We start from the raw sequence: 23,142 nt of genomic DNA on the forward strand, positions 1-23,142 counted from the left end.
GGCGACCGCTTGTCGTCCAGGCTCCACCCGTCGGCCCGGATGTCGTAGAACCACACGTCTTCCGTGCCGCCGGAGTCGGTGCGGGTGAAGAACAGGATGGCGGTCGATACCCCGGCATACGGCTTGAAGGCGCCGGCGGGCAGCTTGACGACCGCTTCGAGCTTCTGTTCCTCGACCAGCCGCTGGCGCAGCGACTTGTGTGCCTTGCTCGAGCCGAAGAGCACGCCGTCGGGCACGATCACCGCGGCCTGGCCGCCGGGCTTGAGCAGTCGCAGGAAGAGGGCGAGGAAGAGCAGCTCGGTCTTCTTGGTCTTGACGTCCTTGAGCAAGGCCTTGCTGGTCTGCTCGTAGTCGAGGCTGCCGGCGAACGGCGGGTTGGCCAGCACCAGCGAGTAGCGCTCCTCGTCGGTGGCGGCGCCCTCGGAGAGCGAGTCGCGGTAGCGGATGTCGGGCGCCTCGATGCCGTGCATGAGCATGTTCATGCTGCCGATCCGCAACATGGTCGAGTCGAAGTCGAAGCCGTGGAACATCGAGTGGTGGAAGTGGTCCCGCTGGGTGGCGTCGGTCAGCACGCTCGGGTGGGTGTCACGCAGGTGCTCCGACGCCGCGACCAGGAATCCGGCCGTGCCGCACGCCGGGTCGCAGATCTCGTCGTCCGGCGTCGGCGCACGCATGGCGACCATGAGCTGGATGATGTGCCGCGGGGTGCGGAACTGGCCGTTCTGCCCGGCTGAGGCGATCTTGCTCAGCATGTATTCGTACAGGTCGCCGTTGGTGTCGCGGTCCTGCATCGGGACGTCGTCGAGCAGGTCGACCACCTTGGCCAGCAGCGCCGGGGTCGGGATGGTGAAGCGGGCGTCCTTCATGTGCTCGGAGTAGGTGGAGCTCTCACCGCCGAGCTTGCGCAGCAGCGGGAAGACCTCGTCACCGATGACCTTGAACATCACCGCCGGGTCGTCGTTTTTGAACCGCGACCAGCGCAAGTCCTCCTGGCCAGGCAGGAAGGTCGGGTCGGTCACGGGCTGCTTGGTGCGTCTGGCCCTGTTCTCCTGGAGGGTCTGCAGGTCGTCCAGCCGGCGGATGAACAGCAGGTTGGTGATCTGCTCGATCACCTCCAGGGGGTTGCTGATGCCGCCCGACCAGAAGGCGTCCCAGACGCGGTCGATCTTGCTCTTGAGCTCACCCGTGATCACGCGAGTCAGGGTATCCATGCCAGTCCTCCCAGCCGGGACGAGTCCCACTTCCCACCGCCCTCATGGACAGCCCAGAAGCCTGACATGCAGCACTGACATGCGGTCGATGCAGAGGGCCGCAGGCCCGGGCGTGACCGTACGGAGTTCTCCTGGCGCTCGACTCGCTGAGCTCGTGTCGAGGAGACCCTTCTGGCGTGGCCTCGACTTCTTGACATCGAGAGTTCGTGCAACATCTCCTGGCGAATCGAGGCCAATCGAGGCCATTCGGGATCACTCGCGGCCAGCGGAACCACGAACAGCAGCACGCCCCGGGACAGACAAAACCGCAAGCGATCCCTCCAGGAGCCTGACCGTGTCAAGACCCCGGTCACCGTGCTTCTGGCTTGGCTTCGACGGCGGCGCGCACATCGAATTCGGCGTTGTCCGGTACAGCGCCTCACCATGCAGCCGTCACGTGGGGCCCGGGTGCCCGCGGCGCCCCCTTCCCGCCGCTGGTCGCGGGAAGAGCGGGCCGGTGGCCCAGCCGGCGCCGGCGAGCATGGTCAGGATTCCCAGCGTGCCGGGCCAGATGGTGTTGTGCCACACGCTGAGTAGGATCAGGATCAGTCCCGCGGTGATCACGATGGCCCCGGATCTGATGCGGCGGCGTCGCCGGCGGCGGGAGATCGAGTCGTCCATTCGCGCTGTGAACCGCGGGTCCTCAGCGCGCAATTCACGTTCCATCTGCGTCAGCAGACGTTCTTCGCGTTCAGACAGTGACATGGCGGGTCCTCGGGGTGAGCGGCGTCGTGACAGGCGCTCGCAGGCTCGGTCAGCTCCGGTCCGTGTGGCGGTGGTCGTGGCTGTCCGCGGTCGCTCCGGCCAGCGCGTGGCGGGTGGGCTGTCCGGCGTCGTCGATGGCCGGGGGTGCACCGTCGTGGTGCACAGCTGCCAGCTCGGCCGGGGTGACGGCCTCGATCCGGTCGCTGAAGTAGAAGTGCGACAGGCGGGCCCGAACCTTCTCCTTGGCGCCGCCGGGGCGGTGCACACCGTTGCTGTCCACCGGGCCGTCGAGGGCGATCGGTTGCTGCACCTCGTGCTGCACGAGCGGCCAGCGGGAGTACTCGTCCAACGGCTCGTGGGCCTCGAAGAACCTGCCCTCGGCGGTGCGCACGATCCGCCCGGTCTCGCGCCCGTGGAGCACGAGCTCGCGGTCGCGGCGCTGCAGGCTCAGGCACACCCGCTTGGTCACCCAGAACGCGATCGGTGGACCGACGATCACCAGGCAACGCAGTAGGTTGGTGATGTCGTTGATCGACAGTTGGACCTTGTCCGCGATGATGTCGTTGCTGGAGCCGAGCATGAGCAGGGCGTAGAAGGTGATGGCCATCGCACCCAGCCCGGTGCGGGTCGGGGCGTTGCGGGGGCGGTCCAGCAGGTGGTGCTCGCGGTGGTCACCGGTGACGTGCCGTTCGAGGAACGGGTAGACCCCGGCGATGGTGAACAGGATCCCCAGCAGCAGGATGCCCGGCAGCAGGGGGTTGATGCTGAGGGTGATGCCCCAGACGGCGAACTCGAGGGGCGGCATCAGCCGGAGCGCCCCGTCGGCGAAGAACATGTACCAGTCGGGCTGCGAGCCGGCGCTGATCTGGGTTGGGGAGTAGGGGCCGTAGGACCAGATCGGGTTGATTGTCACCAGCGCCGCGAGCAGCGCGGTCACCCCGAACACGATGAAGAAGAAGCCACCGGCCTTGGCGGTGTAGACCGGCATGAACGGGTAGCCGACCACGTTGTGTTCGGTCCGGCCCGGGCCGGGGTACTGCGTGTGCTTGTGGATGAACACGAGCAGGATGTGCGCCGTGAACAGGCCGACGATCAACGCGGGCAGCAACAGGATGTGGATCATGTACAGCCGCGGGACGATGTCCTCACCTGGGAACGGCCCGCCGAACAGCAGGAACGGGACGTAGCTGCCGATCACCGGGATGGACTGCATGAAGCCCTCGGCCACCCGCAGGCCGGTGCCGGACAGCAGGTCGTCCGGCAGGGAGTAGCCGGCGAACCCCTCCATGGTGGCCATGAAGGCCAGGCTGACGCCGATGACCCAGTTGATTTCGCGGGGCTTGCGGAACGCGCCGGTGAAGAAGACCCGGAACATGTGCACCGTGATCGAGACCAGGAACAGCAGCGCGGACCAGTGGTGGATCTGCCGGATCAGCAGACCGCCGCGGATGTCGAACGAGATGTGCAGCGTGGAGCGGTAGGCCTCGCTCATCTGGATGTCCTGCAACGGCGCGTAGGACCCGTGGTAGATGACCTCGTTCATGCTGGGCACGAACCAGAACGACAAGAAGGTGCCGGTGACCAGCAGGATGATCAGCGAGTACATCGCGATCTCGCCCAGCATGAACGACCAGTGGTCCGGGAAGACCTTCTGCACCAGGTGGCGCACGCCCTTGGCGCCGCCGGTGCGGTCGTCGAACCAGCCGGCCACGCCGCCGAGGGTGGTGGCCGGGCCGCTGGTGGGGGCCCGGGGCGCAGGATCGTCGGCGCGCAGTCCAGCCGCGTCCTTCGGAATGCTCGAGGTGCCCATCGGCGCCTCCCGCCTGCCCGGCTCACCTCTTCGGGTGGTACCGGTCCCTCGATCTGGCTATATCTTCATTGTGAATACCATAATCTACTCATTGTGAAACCATGTCAATGGAGCGTGATGTCATGACCGGCCCGAGCATCCTGTGGCTGCGCAGGGACCTGCGGCGACATGACCTGCCGGCGCTGACCGCCGCGGGCGCGGCTGCCGGATCGGCGGGGGTGCTGCCCGTCTTCGTCGTGGACCCCCGCCTGTGGGACTCGGCGGGTGGGCCGCGGCGTGCATGGCTGGCGGCCACCTTGACAGCCACGAACGAGGCGTACGACGGGCGGCTGGTTCTGCGTCTCGGAGATCCCCGTCGTGTGGTCCCCGACCTCGCGAGGGAGGTCGGCGCCTCGTCGGTCCACGTCTCCGCCGAGAGCACGCCCTACGGCCGGCGGCGCGATCGGCACGTCGAGCGAGCCGTGACGAAGCAGGGCGTCGAGTTCGTCGCGACCGGGACGCCGTATGCCGTCGGGCCCGGCCTCGTGCGCAAGGTCGACGGAGAGCCCTACCGCGTCTTCACCCCCTTCGCGCGGGCGTGGCGCGAGCACGGCTGGCCAGCCCCGGACCAAGCGCCGGAGGCCGTGCGGTGGTCGTCCGTCGACAGCGACCCCCAGGCCGCCAGCATGGTCGACCAGGCGGCACGCAGTCCCGAGGCGTCCGGACTCCCGGTGCCCGGGGAGGCCGGCGGCCGGGGCACGTGGGAGAGATTCCTCGAGACGGGGGTCACGGCATACGACACCGAACGAGACCGGCTGGACCGGGAGGGGACCTCACGGCTCTCGCCCTACCTCAAGCTGGGTGTCGTCCACCCACGCACGCTCCTGGCCGACCTCGCGCCGCGTCTGGCGCAGCGCGGCGCAGGCGCCGAGCGAATCGTGAACGAGCTGGCGTGGCGCGAGTTCTACGCCGACGTCCTGTGGCACCAGCCGAGGTCTGCGTGGACCGACCTGCGCGACTCGCTGTCCGGGATGCGCTACGACGAGCCGCAGGACGCGATCGACGCCTGGCGCGAGGGGCGGACCGGTTACCCGCTGGTGGATGCGGGGATGCGCCAGCTGCTCGAGACGGGGTGGATGCACAACCGGGTCCGGATGGTGACCGCGAGCTTCCTGACCAAGGACCTGCACGTGTGGTGGCCGGTGGGGGCTCGGCACTTTCTGGCGCACCTCATCGACGGTGACTTGGCGTCCAACAACCACGGGTGGCAGTGGGTGGCGGGCACCGGCACCGACGCCGCGCCCTACTTCCGGGTCTTCAACCCGACGGCCCAGGGCGAGCGCTTCGACCCCGACGGCGACTACGTCCGCCGATGGGTGCCGCAGCTGCGCCACCTGGCCGGCGCGGCGGTCCACCGGCCCTGGCAGGCGACCGGCGGCTACGACCACGGCTACCCGAGGCGCATCGTCGACCACGCCGAGGAGCGCCGGGAGGCGCTGCGGCGCTACCAGCACGGCAAGCCCTGATCCCTGGGTCGGCGGCTCGTGACGGCGGCCCGGTTCAGCCGGGACGCGCGCTCTCCAGGTAGCCCAGCATCCTGTCGAACAGCCCCTCGGCGCGGACCACGTCGCGGGACGCCGGTCCGGGACTGCCCGCCAAGTGCTGCTCCAGCTCCCCGGCCTGTCCCGGCGCGTATCGATCGGCGAGCCGCGCCGCGATTCGTGATGCATCCCGGACCGCCGCTGGATCGATGGTCCACACGGTCTCGAACCGGCGCTGCGAGTCCGCGATACCACCCTCGGCTGGGACCTCCCACCCGGTCAGCGCCGCCGGGTGGTCCGGCGCGTCGCAGACCAGGGCCCATTCGCGGCGCATCGGGGCATCGGCGGGCACCGGCACCTCGAGCGGCACCACCCCGCGCGCGCTCGGTCGGGCAAAGTCGGCGAACACCACCACCGCTCGCGCGGTCCGCGCCAGCTCCTGCCACCGAGCAGCCGAGGCGCGGTAGAAGCGCTCCCGCTGAAAGCTCGCGAACAGCACCGGTTGCTGCGCCCGGGCGCAACACTCGTCCTCCATGGCGCGGGTCAGGGCCAGCAGGGTGGGCTTGCGCAGCACCTGCGGCCGCAGGCCGGGGTGGCGACGGCGCAGTCCGGCGAAAACGGAGGGTTCAGGAGCATCCTCGGAGTTCGTCGTGAGGCGGAACGCGGCGGCCAGGCCCAGCCCTGCATCTCGCCGGCGCAGGATCTCCTCGACCAGGGCGACATCCCGCTCGGCATACCGCCGGTGCCGCCCCTCCCGGCGAAGAGGGGCCGGCGCGCCGTAACGCGCCTCCCAGGTGCGCAACGTGGCAGACGGCACCCCGGTCCGTCGAGACAGCTCGCCGATCGACAGTCCCGCTTCACCTTGCTCGTTGATGCTGCGCTCCTCGGCTCCGCGACCCCTCGATGGCTGTTCCGCCCAGTGTTCCACCTCGACCGAGCAGTGCGGGTCGCACGAGATCGCCCGGAGGGGTGGCCGGGCCACGGTCGAGCTGTCCGCCAGGAACGGATGAAGGCGCGGTCAGGTCGGCCCCTCGGCGGGAGCCGACGCGGGCCCGGTCTGCCCGGGAGTCTGGGCGAAGTCGCGCAGGACCGCGCAGACGTCGTTCAGGTAGGCCAGCACGGCGCGGCTGGTGTCGGCGTCGAGCTGCTCGGTGACCCGGTTGATGCCGGCGATCAGCGGACGCAGCGCATCCATCATGTCGTCGTGGGCGCTCCCGGTCGCTCGCACGATCCGGCGGCGCCCGTCGGTCGGGTGTGGCGCCCGCTGCAGGTGGCCCGCGGCGACCAGCCGGTCGACCAGGACGGTCGCCGAGGCGGAGCGGATGCCCAGGCTGTCGCCGAGCTCGACGACCCCCATCGGCTGCTCGCTGGAGGTGAGCCGGTCCAGCGCCGTCAGGTCGGTGATGCCGACCCCGACGCGCCGCGCGAGCACGGCGTGCACGTCCGGTGCCAGACCGAGCAGCGCCCGCAGTGCCTGACCGATCAGGTAGTGCGCTTCGTGGAGGTCCGACGTCGACGACTCGTTCATCGCGGCCATGCTATCCACCACCTATCACTAGACATTCTAGGGAAACCTCCTAGACTGCCTAGCCATGTGGAACTCGAGGGGAAGTCATCGACGGACCACACGGTTTCGGTGGGCCCCGCCCGCCGTCCTCGTGGCGGTCTGGCTCCTGGTCGGTGGCGTCACCGGGCCGCTGGCAGGCAAGCTGAGCACCGTCCAGACCAACGACGCCGCGGCGTTCCTGCCCGCCAGCGCCGAGGCCACCCAGGTCGCGAGGCTGCAGAAGAAGTTCAACGACCAGCAGACCGTGCCGGCGGTCGTGGTGTATGCCGACCCGTCCGGCCTGGACGCGGCAGTCACCCAGCGAGTCCGCGCCGACGCCGACGCCATCGCCGGTTTCGACGGGGTGGCCGCTCCGGTAGCCGGCCCGGTCCCCTCCCGGGACGGGAAGGCGCTCGAGCTCATCGTGCCGATCAGGGCCGACTCCGACGTGGCCGGGGTGGTGGACCGGGTGCGCGCCCGCGTGAGCGCGGGCCTGCCCGAGGGCGCGCGCGGCTACGTGACGGGTCCGGCCGGGTTCACCGCCGACCTGACCGCGGCCTTCGCCGGCATCGACGGGATCCTGTTGCTGGTCGCAGTGCTGGTGGTGCTGGTCATCCTGGTCCTGGTCTACCGCAGCCCGGTCCTGCCGTTCGCGGTGCTGATCAGCTCGCTGTTCGCGCTCGCGGTGGCCAGCGGCCTGGTCTACCTGCTGGCCGACCGCGACCTGATCACCCTCAACGGCCAGAGCCAGGGCATCCTGTTCATCCTGGTCGTGGGCGCGGCCACCGACTATGCCCTGCTGCTGACCTCCCGGTATCGAGAGGAGCTGCGCGAGCACGAGTCGCGGTTCGACGCGATGGCGGTCGCGTGGCGGCAGTCGGTGCCCACGGTGCTGGCGTCCGGACTGACCGTGATGGCAGGGCTGTTGTGCCTGTTGCTGTCCGATCTGAACTCGACCAGCAGCCTCGGTCCGGTGGGTGCCCTGGGCATCCTCGGCGCGCTGCTGTCGACGCTGACCTTCCTGCCCGCGGTGCTGGTGCTGCTGGGGCGCGCCGCGTTCTGGCCGAGGCGACCGCGGTTCGGCTCGCCCCACCCGGAACGTACCGGGGTCTGGGGCGCGGTCGCCCGGTTCGTGGGCCGGCGCCCTCGCGCGCTGTGGGTGGGGACGGGCGCCGGTCTGGTGGTGCTGGCCGCGTTCGTCCCGACCCTTCAGGCCGGCGGCACGTCCCAGGACGCACTCTTCCTGCACCAGGTCCCGTCGGTGACCGGACAGCAGGTCGCGGCACGGCACTTCCCGGCAGGCACCGGCAGTCCGGCGGTCATCATCGGCCCCGCCGACCGGGTCACGGAGACGGTCGCCGCCGCCAAGCAGGTCCCTGGCGTCAGCCAGGCGCGCCCCGTCGGGCCGACCGGCGGTCCGGTGAAGCCGGGCCAGGAGCCGGCGAGCGTGGACGGGCTCGCCCAGGTGCAGGCCACGCTGGAGGCGCCGCCGGACAGCGAGCGCGCGATCGACACCGTGCGGGCGCTGCGCGACACGGTCCATGACGCGGTCCCCGGGGCCAGGGTGGGCGGCAGCACGGCCACGACCCTGGACACGCGCACCACCGCCGAGCACGACCGCAACCTGGTCATCCCGATCGTGCTCGTGGTCATCTTCGTGCTGCTGGCGCTGCTGCTGCGCGCACTGCTCGCGCCCCTGCTGCTCCTGGTCACGGTGGTCCTCAGCTTTGCCGCCACCCTCGGGGTGTCTGCGCTGGTCTTCAACCACCTGTTCGGGTTCGCCGGCGCGGATCCCTCGGTCCCGCTGTTCGGCTTCGTCTTCCTCGTCGCGCTCGGGGTCGACTACAACATCTTCCTGATGTCTCGGGTGCGGGAGGAGAGCGGGCGACACGGCACCCGGGACGGTGTGCTGCGCGGCCTGGCGGTCACCGGGGGAGTGATCACCTCGGCCGGCGTCGTGCTGGCCGCCACCTTCGCCGCGCTGTCCGTCATCCCGCTGCTGTTCCTGGCCCAGATCGCCTTCATCGTCGCCTTCGGCGTCCTGCTGGACACCGTCGTCGTCCGGTCGTTGCTGGTGCCCGCGCTGGTGCACGATCTCGGATCCCGGGTCTGGTGGCCCAGTCGGCTCGCGAGCAAGGAGTGAGTGTGATGCAGTGGGAAAGCGAGCAAAGGGGTGGTGACTGATGCGGGTGTGTCGCACCGTGGTGGTGGACCGGCCCCTCGAGCGGGTGTTCGCCTACCTCACCGACTTCACCCATGTCGCGCAGTGGGACCCGGGCACCGAGCAGGCGCGGCGCAGCCGCGGCGACGGTGGCATCGGCACGACCTACGCGGTGGTCTCCATCTTCGCCGGCCGCCGGATCCCCTTGGTCTACACCGTGACCGCGCTGATCCCTGGCCGCCAGTTCACCGCCGAGGCGCGGACCAGGACCACGTCCGCGCGGGACACCATGACGTTTCGGGCCGTCGGGTCGGGCACGAGCGTCACGTATGACGCGCTGTTCACCTTCTCGGGCCCACTGAAGTATGCCGCGTGGCTGCTGCGACCCGCGTTCAGCCGCCTCGGCGACCAGGCCGAGGCCGGCCTGCGGTCGGTCCTGGAGGCGCTGTGATGCCCGCAGGAGTAGGCCGGGTCGGGGCGCGATGGGTCGACACCGTCATGGACCGCAGCCTGGTCGCCGGCTACTCACGGCTGGGCATTTCGGTCCGACGGCGGTTGCCTGGCTGGCCGGCCGACCCGGTACTGGGAGCGCTGGGCGGCAGGCAGGTGGTCGTCACCGGCGCGACGTCTGGGCTGGGGGAGCAGACCTGCGTCGGCCTGGCGGCCCTGGGTGCGGCCGTCCATCTGGTGGTCCGCGACCCGGACAAGGGCGCCAGGGTGCGAGATTCGCTGCGCAGGCGCTGTCCTGGCGCCGAGCTGCGGGTGTGGCGGTGCGACGTGTCCGACCTGATCGACGTACGGCGGTTCACGGCGGAGTTCGCGGCCGAGGTGGGCCGGCTCGACGTCCTGGTGCACAACGCCGGGGTGATGCCGGCCCAGCGTACCCAGTCGAAGCAGGGCCACGAGCTGTCGCTCGCCACGCATGTGTTGGGCCCGGTGCTGATGACCGAGCTGTTGCGATCGACGCTCGCTGCCGCTGAGAGCAGCCGAGTGGTGTTCGTGACCTCCGGCGGCATGTACGCCCAGCGCCTGCCGGTGGGCGATCCAGAGTACCTGAAGGGTTCCTACCGCAGTGCCAGCGCTTATGCGCGGTCCAAGCGGGTGCAGGTGTCCCTGCTGCCGATCCTCGCGCAGAGGTGGGCGCCCGCCCGGGTCACGGTGTGCGCCATGCATCCCGGCTGGGCGGACACGCCCGGCGTAGCGTCCTCGCTGCCCGGGTTCGGACGACTCGCCGGGCCGATCCTGCGGGACGTCGCCGATGGTGCGGATACCACGGTGTGGCTGGCCGCCACCGAACCGACGCCACCGACCGGCCGGCTGTGGCACGATCGCCGCCCGCGGCCCGAGCACCTGGCGCCCTGGACGCGGGAGACCCCGGCGGCCCGTGCGTCCATGTGGTCCTGGTGCGCCCTGTCGCTCGGCCTGCCTGACACGGCGACGGAATGGTGTGGTGCAGATGGTTGAGCAGGTAGATGTGGCAGTCGTCGGCGCGGGCCTGGCCGGGCTGAGCTGCGGCCGAACCCTGGCGCGCAGTGGTCTGCGCGTCCGGCTGCTCGAGGCCTCCGACGCAGTCGGCGGCAGGATCCGCACCGACCGCGTCGACGGGTTCCAGCTGGACCGCGGCTTCCAGGTCTTCAGCACGGCATACCCCGAGTTGCCGCGCCAGCTCGACGTGCCAGCGCTGCAGCCCCGCCGGTTCGAGCGGGCGGCACTGGTTCACCTGGACGGCACGCTCTGGCGACTGGACGACCCCCGCCGCCGCCCCACGGCCGTGGTGGACGCGCTGCAGGCGCCGGTCGGTGGGCTGCGCGACCTGGCGCCGCTCGCGGCCTACGCCACCAGCTGCGGCTACGCGCCGGCGTCGTGGCTCAAGGGCCGCACCGACCAGGCCACGCGGTCCCACTGGCACCGGTGGGGTCTGTCCGACGAGGTGATCGATCGCGTCCTTGCCCCCTTCTTCGCCGGGCTGCTGCTGGAGCGCGAGATGAGCACCTCCAGCCGGTTCACCGACCTCATGCTGCGGACCTTCGTGACCGGCTGGTCGGCAGTGCCCGCGGGTGGGATGCAACGACTCCCAGAGCAACTCGCCGACGGCCTCGAGGTGACGTTGGAGACCCGGGTGCGGCAGGTGACCGGCACCCGGGTGGTCACCGGCGACGGGCGCCTGACCGCGCGAGCCGTGGTGGTGGCCACCGACGCGAGCACCGCCGCCGGGCTGCTGCCCGGCCTGCGCGAGCCATCCTGGAAGGGCGTGACGACCTGGTACCACGTCGCGCCCGAACCGCCGTTGTCCACGGCCACGCTCGTGGTCGACCCCGAACGGTCACCGGTCGACAACACCGTGGTGCCGACTTGCGCGGCACCGTCGTACTCGCCGGACCACCGTGCCCTCGTGGCGAGCTCGTGGGTGCACGGCTCGGGGGAGCCGCCGCCGGAGCCGGACGTGCGACGGCGGCTCGCGCAGCTCTACGGCACCAGCACCTCCGACTGGGAGCACCTGGCCACCTACGACCTGCCGCGCGCCCTGCCGGCCATGCCGGCTCCCCACCCCTTCCGGCGCACCATCAGGTGGGGCGGCTGCTACGTCTGCGGCGACCACCGTGACACCAGCTCGATCCAGGGCGCCCTGGTCTCCGGCCGGCGCACCGCGCAGGCGATCCTCACCGACCTCGGCGAGACGGCAGGTGGTCCCGAGGAGATCGGGACCAGATGAGACCCGACCGACGAACTCACCTCGTGACGGCGGGATCTGCCCTGAGCGCCGCCCTGCTCGGGTCGCTGGGCACCCGGGTGAGCACGCGGTGGTACCGCGAGCTGGACACACCAGCGTGGCAGCCGCCGGGCTGGGTCTTCGCGCCGGCCTGGACCACGCTCTACACCCTCGGCGCCATCTCCGCCGACCGAGCGCTGACCCGTTCGGCCGGCGCGGATCGACGACGGCTGAAAGGGTGTTGGGTTGTCAACCTCGCCCTGAACACCGGCTGGAGCTGGCTGTTCTTCACCGCTCGCCGCCCTGACGTGGCGCTCATCGACACCACGCTGCTCGAGGCCTCGACGCTCGACCTGATCAGACTCACCCGACAGGTCGACCGGCCGGCCGCACTGCTGCTGCTCCCGTACGCCGGCTGGGTCGCCTTCGCGACCGCACTCAACCTCGAGATCGTGCGCCGGTCCCGAGGTGGCCCGGTGCCGCGATCGACATGACACACGACCACGACGACGAGAGGTACCATGACCGACTTCGAGCACAGCAGTGAGGTTCCCGCTCCGGTCGAGGAGGTCTTCGCCTGGCACGAGCGGCCCGGTGCCATCCACCGGCTCACGCCGCCGTGGCAGCCGGTCCGCGTCCTGCAGGAGGCATCGTCGGTGCGCGACGGGACCGCGGTGCTGCGACTGCCCAGCGGGCTGCGCTGGACGGCCGCCCACCGGCCCGACGGCTACGACCCGCCGCGCCAGTTCGTCGACCAGCTGACCGGTGCCCCGCTGGGCTCGGTGCTGTCCTGGCGGCACACGCACCGGTTCGAGCCGGTGTCCGACGGCGTCACCCGCGTCATCGACCGGGTCCGCACTTCGGTCCCCGAGGTCGCTCTGCGATCGATGTTCGTCTACCGGCACCGGCAGCTGGCCGCCGATCTGGCCGCTCTCGCACGGGCCAGGACCTGGGGCAGGCAGACCCTGACGGTGGCGGTCACCGGGGCCAGCGGGCTGGTCGGCACCGCGGTGTGTGCGCTGCTCGGCACGACCGGTCACCAGGTGATCAGGCTGGTGCGGCGCCCGGCCAGCAACTCCGGTGAGCGGCAGTGGAACCCGCAGGATCCCGACGCCGACCTGCTGCGCGGCGTCGACGCCGTGGTGCACCTGGCCGGTGTCCCGATCGCCGGACGTTTCACCGACGGCCACAAGGCGGCCGTTCGCGGCAGCCGGGTGGGCCCGACCCGGGCGCTGGCCGAGCTGGCGGCCCGCACCCCCGACGGACCACGCGTCCTCGTGTCCGCCTCCGCGGTCGGCTACTACGGCGCCGACCGGGGAGACGTCGTCCTCGAGGAGGGGGCCGAGCCGGGCTCGGACTTCCTCGCCGAGGTAGTGCGGGAGTGGGAGGCGGCGGCTGCGCCGGCGGCCGCGGACGGCATACGGACGGTGCAGGTGCGGACCGGCATCGTGCAGTCACCCGCGGGCGGCACCCTGCGGCTGCTCCACCCCCTGTTCGCGGCGGGCCTGGGCGGGCGGCTCGGTGGGGGTGACCAGTGGCTCTCGTGGATCGGCATCGACGACCTGGCCGACGTCTACCTGCGGGCGGTACTCGACGACGACCTGTCCGGACCGGTGAACGCCGTCGCACCGGACCCGGTCCGCAACCGCGACTACACCCAGGTGCTGGGCGCGGTGCTGCGTCGGCCGACGATGCTGCCCATTCCGCGGCTGGGGCCGCAGCTGCTACTGGGATCGGAGGGGGCCGACGAGCTGGCGCTGGCCAGCCAGCGGGTCATGCCGGTCCGGCTGCAGGAGGCCGCACACGTCTTCCGCCACCCGGAGCTGGAGCCGGCCCTGCGACACGTGCTGGGGAAGGAAACCGGCCCCTGGGCAGCCGGATACGGTCAGCGGCTGCTCAGGACGCCCGTTGACGCCGACGGGTCGGGCGTCGGAACAGGGGCGGCAGGTGGCGGAGCATCAACACCGACCAGGTCAGGTGGGTCAGGATCGGCGCCTGCACGCCGCCCGAGGCCCGGCGCTGGAGCCCGAACAGCACCCCCATGGCGGCACCGGCGAGGGTCAGCGCGGGGTTGCGCGTGGTGGCCGTGACCGCCACGTAGGCAACGCTGGAGACGGCCACGGGGTGATCCTCCCGCACGGCCTGGTAGAGGGCACCGCGGAAGAACAGCTCCTCGGCCAGGCCGTTGGCGCACGTGGTCAACAGGACGCCTGGAGTCGATCCCTCATCGGCGTAGGACAGGACCCGGGTGATCGCCCGGTCGAGGATCGGGATGTGCCTCGCCAGCAGGGCCGCGAGGTAGAACAGGCCGAAGGCGCCGGCTCCCGTGGCGACCGGCGTGACCACCGGCCGACGCAGCCGGCTGTCGCGTCCCTCGATCCACCCCAGATGCAACGGGCCCGAGGCCAACGCGCCGACCGTCCAGGTGGCTGCCGTGGTGAGGGTGAGCACCAGGAAACGCCGTGACCCCGGCCGGCTGGACAACGAGGTGGCCAGCAACGCCGCCCCACCAAGACCGGTCACGCCCACGGTCTGCCGACGGAACGCGCGCACCCGATCTGTTTCGGGCGCGGGGCGCGGGGCCTGATCGAGCAGGGGACGCGGCAACCGGTCACGCAGACCGGCCACCCGCCGGTCACGACGGCCCCGTCGAGCCGGCCTCGTCACTCCCGGTCTCCCTCCTGGGCGCGCTCCCGCAGGGCCTGCCGGACGGCCTGGTCGTAGGACATCGGCTCGAACGGCACCAGGGCGCGGATGGCGTCGTCCCGGACGACCACCTCGTTGGTCATCGAGTCGACCAGGGCCCGCCCGGTCGCGGTGTCCACGTCGGTGACCAGGGCCAGCCACCACGAGGACAGTCCCGGGCTGAGCAGCGGGACCGGCAGGACGAGCAGCGGACGGTGCTCGATGGTGGCGACCCGGCGCAGCATCGTCACGTACTGGAGGACCTCGGGCCCACCGATCTCGAAGGCCCGAGGCCCCTGCAGGGGCAGGGTGAGAGCTGCCACGAGGTAGCGCACCACGTCATCGATCGCGATCGGCTGGGTGCGAGTGCGCACCCAGGTCGGGGTCACCATCACCGGAAGGTGCTGGACCAGCTGCCGGGTCAGCTCCCACGAGATGCCGCCGTGGCCGACGATGATCCCCGCCCGCAAGGTGGTCACGGGCACGCCTCCCGCGCCCAGGAGTCCCTCGACCGCGCGCCGGCTGCGCAGGTGGGCGGACAAGGCGTCGGCGTCGTCACCGAGTCCGCCGAGGTACACGATCCGACGCACTCCCGCCTCGCCGGCAGCCTCGCCGAAGGCTTGGGCGGCCGCGGCGTCCCGGCGCGCGAAGTCCGGCGCGTCCAACGAGTGCACCAGGTAGTAGGCGGCATCGGCCCTGCCCTTGCCCGTGGTCGCGCTCCTTGGCGGCAGGGTCGCTCCGCTCCATCCTCGCCGCCCGTCGTCGCCGCTCAGTGCCCCCGGAAGAGAGTCGGGGGCGTGGACGTCGCCGTGGACCGGCACCCCCGGTCCGGAGTAGTCGGCGGGGTGTCGGGTCATCGCGACCACTTCGTGGCCCGCGTCCACCAGCGCCCGGCACAGCCGGCGACCGACGAAACCCGTGGCCCCCGCCACCAGCACCCTCATGGTGTCGCCCCGACCAGCTCGGCCTGGGTGACCGGGTCCCCGTCGAGCAGCCTGGCCCCCAGCCGTCGGGCCAACGAGGCGGTCGCGCCGGCACCGGCCAGGGCGAGCGGGCTACGTCCTGCCAGCTCAGCGAACTCGGCGGCCACCTGCTCGAACCGCGCAGGGTCGGTGCCCGCCACGACGACCAGAGCCGGTGAGGTCGCCTCCACCGCCCCGGCCAGTTCCTCGACCGGAGTGGACGTCCCGAGGTAGGTGATGACCCAACCGTGACGGGCCAGGACGATGCCGAAGACCAGCAGCGTCAGGTCGTGCAGTTCACCGGGTGGACACGCCAGCACGGCCCTCGGACCCCTGCCGGCTCCCCAGCCACGGGCCAGCCCGGCCAGCCGCCCGCGCAGGACGTTGCTGGCGAAGTGCTCCTGGGCCACCGTGGCCGTGCCCTGCTCCCAGCGATCGCCGAGATCGGCCAGGTAGGGCACGACCACGCCGCGCAGTACCAAGCTCAGCGACAGGTCGTCGAGGGCGCGGTCCAGCACGCCTTGCGCGGCCGGCTCGTCGAAGGCGTCCAGGGCGCGCCGCAGGTCCACGATCACCGCCTCGACCCCGACGTGGTCTCGAGTGCCGGCCGTCGGCTCGGGCACCGCGATCGGTGCGGCGCCCGGCGGGCCGGCCAGCACCACCTGGGCGGCCTGGGCGGGCGCCAGACCGCCGGCCACGAGCGTCTTCATCCGCTCGACCCTGGCCTCGTCCGCGCGCGAGTAGAGCCGGTAGCCGCCGGCCGACCGCACGGGTTCCAGGACGCCATACCGGCTCTCCCACGCGCGCAGCGTGTGGGCGGACAGCCCGACGCGGCTGCTCAGGGCGCCAATCCGCAACCCGCCCTGCTCCGAAGCACTCATGACGTCACTATACGATACTTCGACGAACATTTGACATTCATTCGACACCGTTCCTAACCTTGCTCTGCGGCGCAAGCCGACCAGACCGGTAGGGACCCACGGCGAGCGCGGTGAAGGAGAGAGATCATGAGTCCACGTGCGCACCCGACGCAGGGGCGAGACGACGGCCGGTCCGGCGCTGGCTCGGTCGCGGTGGTCGGGTCCGGCGTCTCCGGCCTGACCGCTGCCCACCTGCTGTCCCGCCGCCATGACGTGGTCCTGTTCGAGGCCGAACCGCGGCTCGGAGGCCACGCTCACACCCACGACGTGCGCGACGCCCAGGGCGCGCGGCACGCCGTGGACAGCGGCTTCATCGTGCACAACGACGTGACCTATCCCCGGTTGCGCCAGCTCTTCGAGGAACTCGACGTGCGGGTGCGTCCGACCGAGATGAGCATGAGCATCCGGTGCGACGGGTGCGGGCTGGAGTATGCCGGGGGGCGCGGAGCCCGCGGGGTCCTCGCGCAGCCGGGCCGCGTGCTGGACCCGCGGTTCGCGCGGCTGCTGGGGCAGGTGCGCCGCTTCCACCGCCGGGCAGCCACCTTCCTTCGCACCCGCGCCGACGACTTCAGCACGTATGGCCAGTGGCTGACCGCGGAGGGTTTCACCGGCCACTTCATCGCGCACTACGCGGTGCCGCTGGTCTCCTGCGTCTGGTCGTCCGGCCGGGAGGTGTCGCTGACCTATCCCGCGCGCTACCTGTTCGAGTTCCTGGACCACCACGGGATGCTGGCGGTGACCGGATCGCCCCAGTGGTACACGGTGGTCGGCGGCTCGCGGGTGTATGTCGAGCGGCTGGCCGCCCGGCTGTCGGACGTGCGCCGGTCCCACGCGGTCACCGACGTCACCCGGCATGCCGACGGCGTGGACCTGCGTGACGTCTCCGGGAGGGTCACCCGGGTCGACCGCGTGGTTCTCGCGACCCACGCGGATCAGGCGTTGGCCCTGTTGGCCGACCCGAGCGACGCGGAGGTCACCACCCTCAAGCAGTTCGCCTACTCCCGCAACGAGACCGTCCTGCACACCGATGCCTCGGTACTGCCCCGGGCACGGCGGGCACGGGCGTCGTGGAACTACCGCATGAGTGGCTGCGCCACCCGGGACGAGCCGCCGGTCGTGTCGTACTGGATGAACCGGTTGCAGGGGCTGGAGGCGGCGGACCAGTATCTGGTCACCTTGAACGACCCCGGCCTGGTCGACCCGGGTGCGGTGCTGGCGCGGATGACCTACGAGCATCCGATCTACACCCCGGACACGCTGCGTGCCCAGTCCCGGCTGCCCGGGCTGGCGACCGGGCGCACCGTCTACGCGGGCGCCTACCACGGCTGGGGCTTCCACGAGGACGGCTGTCGCTCCGGGGTCGCGGCCGCACGGCACTTCGGGGTGGACTGGTGAGCCGGCCGGCCACTGCGGCGGGGCCCTCGGGCGCGGGCTCGACGACCATTCCGGACCTGCCGGCGCTGGTGGGAGGCAGGTTGAGCCACCACCGGCTCGGAGCGGTCCCCTACTCCTTCCGCAACCGGGTCTACCAGTGGCTGGTCGACCTCGACGACGTGCCGCGCCAGCCGTGGACCCTTCGCCTGCTCGCCCGGTTCGACGCCGACGACCACTTCGGCCACGGCGGCGGTGACGGCGCGGACCACGGGGTGCGGATCAAGGCCAAGGTGGAGCGCTTCCTTGCCACCCAGGGCGTCGACCTCGGCGACGGCAACCAGATCCTGATGCTGGCGGGAGCGCGGGTGCTCGGTCACGTCTTCGACCCGCTGACGGTCTACTGGTGCTTCACCCGCTCGGGTGACCTGGCCTGTGTGGTGGCCGAGGTGCACAACACCTACGGGGAGCGCCATGCCTACCTGCTGCGCCCCGACCGCCACGGCCGAGCCACGACCGACAAGAGCTTCTACGTCTCCCCGTTCTACGACGTCACCGGCTCCTACCAATTGCAGTTCAGCTTGGGCCACGACCGGGTGGCGGTCTCGGTGACGCTGCACCACGAGGGCTCACGCGTCTTCAGCGCCGCGTTCGCCGGTCACCCCGAACCGGCCACCCGTACTGCCCTGATCCGATATGTCCTGCGGTATCCGCTGATGCCACAGCGGGTTTCGGCGCTCATCAGGTTCCACGGCCTCCGGCTCTGGCTGCGCCACCTACCCATCCAGCCTCGACCCCGACACGATCCCCAGGAAGGGGTATGACCATGAGTGCCTCCACCGCGACCATGTGGCCAGGCCTTTCCACGGCGCCCCGGGCGCCGTTGAGCGCCACCGTGGCCCGACGCATCTTCGAGCGGGCGATCCGGCTCGTCCCCGTCCAGGTCCGCTACCCCGACGGGAGCAGCCATGGCGACACGGGGACGAATACGCCGGTGCTTGAGCTGGTGCGGCCGGACGCGTTCTTCGCCCGGTTGGGCCGCGACACCAAGATCGGGTTCGGCGAGGCCTACATGGCCGGGGACTGGAAGGCCGGCGCCGGCACCGACCTGGCCGACCTGCTCACCCCGTTCGCCGCACGGCTGACCAGCCTCGTGCCACCGGCCCTGCAGCGGCTGCGCGGGCTCGTGGACCGACGGCTGCCGGCAGAACAGGACAACAGCATCGGGGGTTCGCGCAGCAACATCGCCGCGCACTACGACCTGAGCAACGAGCTGTTCGCCTCCTTCCTCGACCCGACGATGACCTACTCCTGCGCATGGTTCGACGACACCTCCGCCGACGGTGACCTGATGCTCGAGCGGGCCCAGCAGCGCAAGATCGACGCCGTGCTCGACCTCGCGCACGTCCGCGCCGGTACCCGGCTGCTGGAGATCGGCACCGGGTGGGGCTCGCTGGCCGTCCGCGCGGCACAGCGCGGCGCAGACGTCACGACGATCACGTTGTCGCAGGAGCAACGACGATTTGCCAGTGCCCGGGTCCGGGAGGCCGAGATGGCCGACCGGGTCGACCTGCGGCTGCAGGACTACCGCGAGGTCGAGGGGCGGTTCGACGCGGTGGTCAGCGTGGAGATGATCGAGGCCGTCGGCGAGTCCTACTGGCCCACCTACCTGTCCGCCCTCGACCGGCTGCTGGCCCCCGGTGGGACGATCGGCATCCAGACCATCACCATGGCCCACGACCGGCTGCTCGCGACCCGGCACAGCTTCGGCTGGATCCAGAAGTACATCTTCCCCGGGGGATTGATTCCGTCCGTGCCGGCCATCGAGCAGAACCTTCGGTCGCACACCACGTTGCGGGTCAGCGGGAGTCGAGAGTTGGGGCCGCACTACGCTCGCACCCTCCACCTGTGGCGGGAGCGTTTCCTGCAGCAGTGGCCGCAGGTCCGGGGGCAGGGCTTCGACGAGACCTTCCGGCGGATGTGGGAGTTCTACCTCGCCTACTGCGAGGCGGGCTTTCGCAGCGAGTACCTCGGCGTCAGCCAGCTCCAGCTGACCAGGCGGCCGTCATGGGCCTGAGGCGTCGTCGCACCCAGGGCCTGAGGGCGTGGGGTGGCCGTGGTGGGGGTGTTGCCGGCCGCCTGGTCGGTGTCGTGCAGCCGCTGCTCGGAGGCGGCCCGCTACCGGTCCGGATCCGGGCCTGGGACGGCAGCGAGGTCGGACCAAAAGCCGCTCCGTTGCTGCTGATCCGGTCGCGGCGGGCCTTGCGCCGTCTAGTCTGGCGCCCGGGCGAGCTCGGGTTGGCGCAGGCCTATGTCACCGGGGAGATCGACGTGCCCGGCGGCGTGGACGACCTGACCGACGGCCTGCGCCGGATCTGGCACGTGGCGCAGAGCGGCCCGGGTGGCGCGGTGCGGCTGACTCCCCGACAGAAGGTGGGGGCGTTGCGCACCGTGGCCAGGGTCGGCGCCCTCGGCCCGCCGCCGAAGGCTCCGGTGACGCAGGCGCGGCTTCGCGGTGGACGTCATACCACGGCCCGGGACCGGGCAGCCATCGGTCACCACTACGACCTGGCGAGCGAGTTCTACGCCCTCCAGCTCGATCCGAGCATGGCGTACTCGTGCGCCTACTACGGCGATGCCGACGCGACCCTCGAGCAGGCTCAGCGGGCCAAGCTCGACCTGGTCTGCCGCAAGCTCGGGCTGGAGCCCGGCATGCGTCTGCTGGACGTGGGCTGTGGCTGGGGATCCTTGGCCCTGCACGCTGCCGAGCACTACGGGGCGCAGGTCGTGGCCGTCACCATCTCGCCCAGCCAGGTCGAGCTGGTCACCGAGCGGATCGCAGAGCGGGGCCTCGCCGGCCGGGTCGAGTTGCGGCTGCAGGACTACCGCGACCTCACCGAGCAGGACGTCGACGCGGTCGCCTCGATCGAGATGGGCGAACACGTCGGCGAGGACCACTATCCCACCTACGCGGCCACCATGTTCGGCGCGCTGAAGCCCGGCGGACGGCTCCTGATGCAGCAGATGTCCAGGCGGCTCGATGCCGCTCCCGGAGGTGGAGCGTTCATCGAGCGGTTCATCGCACCCGACATGCACATGCGGCCCCTGTCGGCGACCCTGGGCCACCTGGAGGCGGCCGGCTTCGAGGTCCGCGACGTGCACGCTCTGCGCGAGCACTACGTCCGCACCGTTGCGGACTGGCTCGCCGCCTACGAGTCCCGGTACGACGAGGCGGTCCGGCTTGTCGGGCAGGAGTGGGCGCGCGCCTGGCGTCTCTACCTGGCCGGCGGTTCGCTGGCCTTCGAGCAGGGTCGGATGGGCGTGGACCAGGTGCTGGCCACCCGGCCGCTCCCCTCGGGTCACTCGGGTCTGCCCGCCACCCCCACCTGGCACGGGGAATGACCGACACCGGCTTCGCCGGCGGCGCGCTGCTCGGCTCAATGGTCTGGAGCGCCGCGGCGATCGTGGTGGTCCTCGCGGTCACCTTCGCCCGGGCCCGCCACACGGGCGGGCACCGCGTCGTCGACACGGCGTGGGGCCTGCTGTTCGTGGCCGTCGCGGTCACCACCTTCGTGCGCTCGGCCGGTGACGGCGGCAGCGGCCGACGCTGGCTGCTGCTGGTCATGACGCTGCTGTGGGGAGTGCGGCTGGCCGTCCACCTGGGTCGGCGCAGCCGGGGCGCGGGGGAGGACCCCAGGTATGCCGAGCTCCTGGCCGGCCGCGGTCTGGTCTTCACGATCGCCAGTGTCTACCTCCTGCAGGGAGCTCTGGCGTTCGTCGTGTCGATGCCGGTCCAGGTGGGCATGCTCGAGCGCGCGCCGCTCGGTGTGCTCGACTGTCTCGGGGCCGCGCTCTGGCTCGTCGGACTCGGTTTCGAGGCGGTCGGCGACCGACAGCTCGACCGCTACAAGGCCGACCCCGACCGCGAGCCGGTCCTGGACACCGGGCTGTGGCGCTACACCCGCCACCCCAACTACTTCGGCGACGCGTGTGTCTGGACCGGCCTGTTCCTGGTCGCCGCCGGGCACTGGCCCGGGCCGCTGACCCTGCCCAGCCTGGCGGTGATGGTCTATCTGCTCGCCTTTGGCTCTGGGAAACGCGTGCTCGAACGCAGCATGTCCCAGCGTCCCGGCTACGCTGCCTATATGGCGCGGACCTCCGGCTTCGTGCCCTGGCCGCCGGGGCAGCCGTGAGACAGGCGGTGGACGCCAGAACGCCCGCGTGAGACGTGATCCGGTCGGGTGCCCCTGCGGCCGAGCAGATCAGGCAGCAGCGCGACCACGGTCGCCCAGGCTGCCGATGACGGGTCGATGAGGGTCAGGTGGTCGCCCTGGACAGGGTGCAGGACGGCCCGGTCGCCGGCCTCGGTGGCCGCGTCGACGTAGGCCGCGCTCTGGGCGTAGGGGACCGTCGTGTCGTCCTTGCTGTGCACGCAGTGGACGGTCGCGCCGATCGGCAGGCGCCGGATCGGGTCGGCCGTCCGGTAGCGCTCGGGCACCTTGGCCGCGGTCCCACCGAGCAGGTCCGGCACCGCCGTGCCTCCCAGGCCGGAGCGCCCGGCGACGGTCAGATCCAGCACCCCGGCCTGGGAGACGACCCCGGTCAGGTCAACCCGCGGGACGGCGAGGGGCAGCGACGGGTCGCTTGACCTCGCCGTCGTGCTAGCACGTCCGGCCAGCCATGCCGCGAGCTGTCCGCCCGCCGAGTGGCCGATGGCCACCACGGCCGAGGTGTCGATCGGGCCGTGGTCGCCTCCCCGGGCCACCTCGGCCAGCTTGTCGACGCCCGTGGCGACATCCAGGAACGTCGCCGGCCCGCCGCCGCCGTCCCCCAGACGTCGATATTCCAGGTTCCAGGCGACCCAGCCGCGCCCGGCCAGGTCGGCGGCCAGCGGTGTGCCCAGGTCGGCGGTGTATGCCGCGCGCCAGAACCCACCATGGATGATCACCACGGTGCCTGGCCGACGTCTGCCACCAGGCAGATGCAGGTCGGCATACTGCGAGCTGTCCGAGCCGTAGGGCACCCGGACTCTCGTCCTGCGGACTCCCGACGTGCTGCTTGATCTGGCCGGAGTGTGACCCGGTCGGGCCCGCGGGGCCGCGTGACCGCCACCTGCGCAGCCCGTGAGGCCGGCTCCGGCAGCGCCGGCGAGAAGACCCAGCGCGGTCCTGCGGCTGAAGTGCTTCTCATCCGCCACGGTGCTCCTTCTCGTTCGCACGGCAGGTTTGCTCATGCCGCTCGTTCGGAGCGAGCACCACCGGTGGATGGTGGCAGGAGCGGTGTCGACCTTCTGACCAGATCTCTGACCGAGACTCACGGGGATGCGATGAGACGCGCGCCGAGGGAGGCGCCACGAAGGCAAAGATCGTGCGGCATGGCTACCAACCATGGCGCGCCCCGAGGCGGCTGAGCGCTCTCCGTGTCTGCTCATAACCCGGAGGTCGCAGGTTCAAATCCTGCCCCCGCTACCAAACTCAGGCTCGGAGATCGTGGATCTCCGAG

The 23,142-nt window shown here is 71.3% G+C and carries 20 protein-coding genes and 1 pseudogene; 12 read left to right on the forward strand and 9 right to left on the reverse strand.

Annotation, left to right across the window (positions count from 1 at the left end):
* The 3 genes from WMI84_RS08935 to WMI84_RS08945 all read right to left on the reverse strand — a co-directional run.
* Positions 1-1,193: class I SAM-dependent DNA methyltransferase (locus tag WMI84_RS08935; protein WP_347352320.1), on the reverse strand; the 1,193-nt coding region annotated here is incomplete at its 3' end.
* Between the two features lie 450 nt (positions 1,194-1,643).
* A complete protein-coding gene (locus WMI84_RS08940; protein WP_347352321.1) occupies positions 1,644-1,955 on the reverse strand; it encodes a DUF3040 domain-containing protein in 312 nt (103 codons plus the stop codon).
* A 49-nt stretch (positions 1,956-2,004) separates the two neighbouring features.
* Positions 2,005-3,765 (reverse strand): ubiquinol-cytochrome c reductase cytochrome b subunit, encoded by a 1,761-nt coding sequence (locus WMI84_RS08945; RefSeq protein ID WP_347352323.1) that lies wholly within the window; start codon positions 3,763-3,765, stop codon positions 2,005-2,007.
* Positions 3,766-3,887: 122 nt separating this feature from the next.
* Between WMI84_RS08945 and WMI84_RS08950 the strand changes: the two genes are divergently transcribed.
* The gene (locus WMI84_RS08950; protein ID WP_347352325.1) at positions 3,888-5,270 is read left to right on the forward strand and encodes a deoxyribodipyrimidine photo-lyase; all 1,383 of its coding nucleotides are present in this window, start codon (positions 3,888-3,890) and stop codon (positions 5,268-5,270) included.
* Positions 5,271-5,304: 34 nt separating this feature from the next.
* Here the strand turns inward: WMI84_RS08950 and WMI84_RS08955 are convergent, their stop codons facing one another.
* A complete protein-coding gene (locus WMI84_RS08955) occupies positions 5,305-6,267 on the reverse strand; it encodes a DICT sensory domain-containing protein (protein ID WP_347352327.1) in 963 nt (320 codons plus the stop codon).
* 36 nt (positions 6,268-6,303) lie between these two features.
* Positions 6,304-6,813 (reverse strand): MarR family winged helix-turn-helix transcriptional regulator, encoded by a 510-nt coding sequence (locus WMI84_RS08960; RefSeq protein WP_347352328.1) that lies wholly within the window; start codon positions 6,811-6,813, stop codon positions 6,304-6,306.
* A 130-nt stretch (positions 6,814-6,943) separates the two neighbouring features.
* Between WMI84_RS08960 and WMI84_RS08965 the strand changes: the two genes are divergently transcribed.
* From WMI84_RS08965 to WMI84_RS08990, 6 genes are read left to right on the forward strand one after another with little or no spacing between them, the layout of a single operon-like run.
* Positions 6,944-8,974 (forward strand): MMPL family transporter, encoded by a 2,031-nt coding sequence (locus WMI84_RS08965; RefSeq protein WP_347352330.1) that lies wholly within the window; start codon positions 6,944-6,946, stop codon positions 8,972-8,974.
* Positions 8,975-9,014: 40 nt separating this feature from the next.
* A complete protein-coding gene (locus WMI84_RS08970; protein WP_347352332.1) occupies positions 9,015-9,443 on the forward strand; it encodes an SRPBCC family protein in 429 nt (142 codons plus the stop codon).
* Positions 9,444-9,490: 47 nt separating this feature from the next.
* Positions 9,491-10,456, forward strand: a complete 966-nt coding sequence (locus WMI84_RS08975; RefSeq protein WP_347352355.1) for an SDR family NAD(P)-dependent oxidoreductase — start codon at positions 9,491-9,493, stop codon at positions 10,454-10,456.
* Between the two features lie 10 nt (positions 10,457-10,466).
* The gene (locus WMI84_RS08980) at positions 10,467-11,705 is read left to right on the forward strand and encodes an NAD(P)/FAD-dependent oxidoreductase (RefSeq protein WP_347352334.1); all 1,239 of its coding nucleotides are present in this window, start codon (positions 10,467-10,469) and stop codon (positions 11,703-11,705) included.
* Positions 11,706-11,728: 23 nt separating this feature from the next.
* The gene (locus WMI84_RS08985) at positions 11,729-12,196 is read left to right on the forward strand and encodes a TspO/MBR family protein (protein WP_347352336.1); all 468 of its coding nucleotides are present in this window, start codon (positions 11,729-11,731) and stop codon (positions 12,194-12,196) included.
* Positions 12,197-12,223: 27 nt separating this feature from the next.
* Positions 12,224-13,792 (forward strand): TIGR01777 family oxidoreductase, encoded by a 1,569-nt coding sequence (locus tag WMI84_RS08990; protein WP_347352338.1) that lies wholly within the window; start codon positions 12,224-12,226, stop codon positions 13,790-13,792.
* Here the strand turns inward: WMI84_RS08990 and WMI84_RS08995 are convergent.
* From WMI84_RS08995 to WMI84_RS09005, 3 genes and pseudogenes are all read right to left on the reverse strand, one after another.
* Positions 13,725-14,369, reverse strand: a pseudogene (locus WMI84_RS08995) (CPBP family intramembrane glutamic endopeptidase); the annotation flags it as partial. The gene WMI84_RS08990 and the pseudogene WMI84_RS08995 sit on opposite strands and share 68 nt — an antisense overlap.
* On the reverse strand, positions 14,366-15,331 hold the full coding sequence (locus WMI84_RS09000; RefSeq protein WP_347352340.1) for an NAD(P)H-binding protein: 966 nt from the start codon (positions 15,329-15,331) through the stop codon (positions 14,366-14,368). The gene WMI84_RS09000 and the pseudogene WMI84_RS08995, both read right to left, overlap by 4 nt.
* Positions 15,328-16,230, reverse strand: a complete 903-nt coding sequence (locus tag WMI84_RS09005; RefSeq protein ID WP_347352341.1) for a MerR family transcriptional regulator — start codon at positions 16,228-16,230, stop codon at positions 15,328-15,330. The genes WMI84_RS09000 and WMI84_RS09005 overlap by 4 nt, the downstream gene beginning before the upstream one ends.
* A gap of 126 nt (positions 16,231-16,356) precedes the next feature.
* On the opposite strand from WMI84_RS09005, the gene WMI84_RS09010 reads away from it, so the two are divergent.
* From WMI84_RS09010 to WMI84_RS09030, 5 genes are all read left to right on the forward strand, one after another.
* Complete coding sequence (locus WMI84_RS09010) at positions 16,357-17,664, forward strand: FAD-dependent oxidoreductase (protein ID WP_347352343.1); 1,308 nt, start codon at positions 16,357-16,359, stop codon at positions 17,662-17,664.
* A gap of 80 nt (positions 17,665-17,744) precedes the next feature.
* Positions 17,745-18,464, forward strand: a complete 720-nt coding sequence (locus WMI84_RS09015; RefSeq protein ID WP_347352345.1) for a DUF1365 domain-containing protein — start codon at positions 17,745-17,747, stop codon at positions 18,462-18,464.
* Positions 18,465-18,466: 2 nt separating this feature from the next.
* On the forward strand, positions 18,467-19,717 hold the full coding sequence (locus tag WMI84_RS09020) for a cyclopropane-fatty-acyl-phospholipid synthase family protein (RefSeq protein WP_347352347.1): 1,251 nt from the start codon (positions 18,467-18,469) through the stop codon (positions 19,715-19,717).
* 74 nt (positions 19,718-19,791) lie between these two features.
* A complete protein-coding gene (locus WMI84_RS09025) occupies positions 19,792-21,042 on the forward strand; it encodes a cyclopropane-fatty-acyl-phospholipid synthase family protein (protein WP_347352349.1) in 1,251 nt (416 codons plus the stop codon).
* The gene (locus tag WMI84_RS09030) at positions 21,039-21,833 is read left to right on the forward strand and encodes a DUF1295 domain-containing protein (RefSeq protein ID WP_347352351.1); all 795 of its coding nucleotides are present in this window, start codon (positions 21,039-21,041) and stop codon (positions 21,831-21,833) included. The genes WMI84_RS09025 and WMI84_RS09030 overlap by 4 nt, the downstream gene beginning before the upstream one ends.
* Here the strand turns inward: WMI84_RS09030 and WMI84_RS09035 are convergent.
* Positions 21,782-22,663, reverse strand: coding sequence for an alpha/beta hydrolase (locus WMI84_RS09035; RefSeq protein WP_347352353.1), 882 nt, complete (start codon positions 22,661-22,663; stop codon positions 21,782-21,784). The two genes, WMI84_RS09030 and WMI84_RS09035, sit on opposite strands and share 52 nt — an antisense overlap.
* Positions 22,664-23,142 lie beyond the last annotated feature (479 nt).

Origin of the sequence: Intrasporangium sp., assembly GCF_039812505.1 — a bacterium.
GTDB lineage: Bacteria > Actinomycetota > Actinomycetes > Actinomycetales > Dermatophilaceae > Intrasporangium_A.

What these genes read in the sequence shown, in the direction of transcription:
- WMI84_RS08940 (WP_347352321.1), bottom strand. Translation starts at nt 1,955, where the DNA reads ATGTCACTGTCTGAACGCGAAGAACGTCTGCTGACGCAGATGGAACGT.
- WMI84_RS08945 (WP_347352323.1), bottom strand. Translation starts at nt 3,765, where the DNA reads ATGGGCACCTCGAGCATTCCGAAGGACGCGGCTGGACTGCGCGCCGAC.
- WMI84_RS08950 (WP_347352325.1), top strand. Translation starts at nt 3,888, where the DNA reads ATGACCGGCCCGAGCATCCTGTGGCTGCGCAGGGACCTGCGGCGACAT.
- WMI84_RS08960 (WP_347352328.1), bottom strand. Translation starts at nt 6,813, where the DNA reads ATGAACGAGTCGTCGACGTCGGACCTCCACGAAGCGCACTACCTGATC.
- WMI84_RS08970 (WP_347352332.1), top strand. Translation starts at nt 9,015, where the DNA reads ATGCGGGTGTGTCGCACCGTGGTGGTGGACCGGCCCCTCGAGCGGGTG.
- WMI84_RS08975 (WP_347352355.1), top strand. Translation starts at nt 9,491, where the DNA reads ATGGACCGCAGCCTGGTCGCCGGCTACTCACGGCTGGGCATTTCGGTC.
- WMI84_RS08990 (WP_347352338.1), top strand. Translation starts at nt 12,224, where the DNA reads ATGACCGACTTCGAGCACAGCAGTGAGGTTCCCGCTCCGGTCGAGGAG.
- WMI84_RS09000 (WP_347352340.1), bottom strand. Translation starts at nt 15,331, where the DNA reads ATGAGGGTGCTGGTGGCGGGGGCCACGGGTTTCGTCGGTCGCCGGCTG.
- WMI84_RS09005 (WP_347352341.1), bottom strand. Translation starts at nt 16,230, where the DNA reads ATGAGTGCTTCGGAGCAGGGCGGGTTGCGGATTGGCGCCCTGAGCAGC.
- WMI84_RS09010 (WP_347352343.1), top strand. Translation starts at nt 16,357, where the DNA reads ATGAGTCCACGTGCGCACCCGACGCAGGGGCGAGACGACGGCCGGTCC.
- WMI84_RS09020 (WP_347352347.1), top strand. Translation starts at nt 18,467, where the DNA reads ATGAGTGCCTCCACCGCGACCATGTGGCCAGGCCTTTCCACGGCGCCC.
- WMI84_RS09030 (WP_347352351.1), top strand. Translation starts at nt 21,039, where the DNA reads ATGACCGACACCGGCTTCGCCGGCGGCGCGCTGCTCGGCTCAATGGTC.